Below are 2,545 nucleotides of genomic sequence, written 5' to 3'. Positions count from 1 at the left end.
CCCGGCCGCCACCGCCGGACGGCGGCCCGGCCGGCACCAGCGGGCGGCGGTCGCTGTTCCACATGGCGGGCGTCGCCGTCCCAGCCCCCGGACGCTGCCGTACGCTGCCGCCCCATGGACGCACGCGACGCACGCCCCGAGACCGCACCCCGCCCGGCCGGCCGGCGCGGGACCGCCGTGGTGACCGGGGCCGGGTCCGGCATCGGCCGCGGCGTGGCCCTCGCCCTCGCCGCCGACGGCTGGTCGGTGGCGCTGGCCGGCCGCCGCCGCGAGCCCCTGGAGGAGACCGCCGCCGCCCTGGCGGCAGGCGCGGGCGAGGCCCTCGTCCTGCCCACCGACGTGACCGCGCCGGACTCCGTCGCCGCGCTCTTCGCCGCGGTCACCGAGCGCTGGGGCCGGGTCGACCTCCTCTTCAACAACGCGGGCAGCTTCGCCGGCGGCGGCACGCCCGTCGAGGACCTCTCGCCCGACACCTGGCGCTCCGTCGTGGACGTCAACCTCACCGGCGCGTTCCTCTGCGCCCAGGCCGCGTTCCGGGCGATGAAGGAGCAGTCGCCGCAGGGCGGCCGGATCATCAACAACGGCTCCATCTCGGCGCACGTCCCCCGCCCGCACTCGGTCGCCTACACCGCGACCAAGCACGCCGTCACCGGGCTGACGAAGTCCCTGGCGCTGGACGGCCGCCCGTACCGGATCGCCTGCGGCCAGATCGACATCGGCAACGCGGCGACCGAGATGACCCGCCGCATGGAGCAGGGCATCCTCCAGGCCAACGGCGAACTGGCCCCGGAGCCGGTGATGGACGCCGCCGACGTGGCCCGCACGGTGGCCCACATGGCGGCGCTGCCGCTGGAGGCGAACATCCCGTTCGCCACCGTGATGGCGACCGCCATGCCGTACATCGGTCGCGGCTGACCCGTACGCCCGGGGCTCCTCCCGACCCGCCGCCCGCGGCCTAATCGGCGGGCCGGGCGGGGCGCCGGCGGCAGGGTGGGGCCGCCGGACGAGGAAGGGCGGCCCCGCACCATGACCACTCCCCCCGCCGCGGCGGGCGACGACACCGGGGCGCTCGGCCCGCTCGCCCACCAGGGCACCCCGGAGCGGCTGACCGCGCTCTCCGACGGGATCTTCTCCATCGCCATGACCCTGCTGGTCCTGGACGTCCGGGTGGACCCGGACCTGGACGGCCGGGCGTTCCACCAGGCGCTGGCCGACACGGTGCCGAACGTCCTCGCGTACGCCCTGAGCTTCGCCATCCTGGGCGGCTTCTGGCGCAGCCAGCGGCGGATCCTGGCCCATGTGCACCACGTGGACGGCACGATGGTGGTGCTCACCCTGGCCGAGCTGGGGGCCGTCGCGCTGCTCCCCTTCCCCACCTCCCTGCTCTCCGAGTACCCGAGCCAGTCCCTCGCGGTGGCGCTCTACTCGGCGGCGATCGCCCTGATCGCCCTGCTGCACATGGCGCTGTGGGTCGCCGTCTGGAAGCGCGAGCACCTGCGCAGGCTCCCGGTCACCGACCGCACCGGCCGCTGGATGGCGGCGGACATGGCGGCGACGGTGCTGGTGGCGGGCGCGGGCGTGCCGATCGCCTTCGCCTCCCCGCAGGCCGCCATGTGGTCCTGGCTGGCCCTGTGGCCCCTGAAGGCCTTCACGGGCCGCCGTTTCGTCGCTGCCTGACCGCTCCCGCCCCCTTTCCCGTTCCGGTCCCCGTCCCCGTCTCCGCCCGGGCCCGGCCCGGGTCCAGCGGCGGCGCGGTGAGCGAGCAGTGCATCCGGCACTCCGGCAGAGCGGCCTCGGGAGCCGCCGGCACCCGCAGCAGCGCCCACGACAACACCCCCGCCACCGCGAACACGGCCGCGCACCACACCATCGACCGGTCGAAGGCCGCGTCGAACAGGGCGGGCTGCCGGTAGGCGTCCGGCCCCATCCCGGTCAGCAGCGGCAAAGCGGCCACCGCCAGCAGCCCGGCGGCGCGGGCGATCGCGTTGTTCACCCCGCTCGCGATCCCGGAGCGGTCCTGCGGGGCGTACGCCAGCACGGTCGCCGTCAGCGGCGCGACCAACGCCACCATGCCCATCCCCAGCACCACCATCCCCGGCAGCACATCCCGCACGTACACCGCGCCCGGCCCGGCCCGCAGCAGGAGCAGCATCCCGCCGGCGGCCAGCAGACAGCCCACCGTCAGCGGCAGCCGCGGCCCCAACCGCTCCCCCAGTGCCCCCGACCGGCCCGACAGCAGCAGCATCAGCACCGTCGTCGGCAGCAGCGCCGTCCCGGCCGCCAGCGCCGAGTACCCCGCCACCACCTGCAACTGCAACGCCACCACGAAGAAGAACCCGCCCAGCGCCGCGTACACGAACAACGTCACCACGTTGATCACCGTGAACATCCGGGCCGCGAACAGCGACGGCGGCAGCATGGGCGCGCGGTGCCGCCGCTCGGTCCGCACGAACAGCGCCGCCGCCACGACCCCCAGCGCCCCCGTCACCCAGTCCGTGTCGATCAGCGCATAGCTCACCAGCCCCAGCGCCGCCGCCCCCAGCAC

Annotated in this window: 3 protein-coding genes; 2 read left to right on the top strand and 1 reads right to left on the bottom strand. The window is 75.8% G+C overall.

What is annotated here, in order from left to right; translation table 11 throughout:
• The first annotated feature begins 114 nt into the window (after nucleotides 1–114).
• Entirely contained in the window at nucleotides 115–915 is an 801-nt protein-coding gene (locus C6N75_RS22800) for an SDR family oxidoreductase (RefSeq protein ID WP_105870766.1), read from the top strand.
• Between the two features lie 111 nt (nucleotides 916–1,026).
• Nucleotides 1,027–1,677 (top strand): TMEM175 family protein, encoded by a 651-nt coding sequence (locus C6N75_RS22795; RefSeq protein ID WP_105870765.1) that lies wholly within the window; start codon nucleotides 1,027–1,029, stop codon nucleotides 1,675–1,677.
• Here the strand turns inward: C6N75_RS22795 and C6N75_RS22790 are convergent.
• Nucleotides 1,649–2,545 (bottom strand): MFS transporter (locus C6N75_RS22790; protein ID WP_146132646.1); only part of this gene is annotated, 897 nt, incomplete at its 5' end. The genes C6N75_RS22795 and C6N75_RS22790 overlap by 29 nt on opposite strands.

Source organism: Streptomyces solincola (assembly GCF_002982015.1).
Classification (GTDB): domain Bacteria; phylum Actinomycetota; class Actinomycetes; order Streptomycetales; family Streptomycetaceae; genus Streptomyces; species Streptomyces solincola.
Note: the sequence above shows the minus strand (reverse complement) of the source record. Positions and strands in the feature narration are given on the sequence as shown.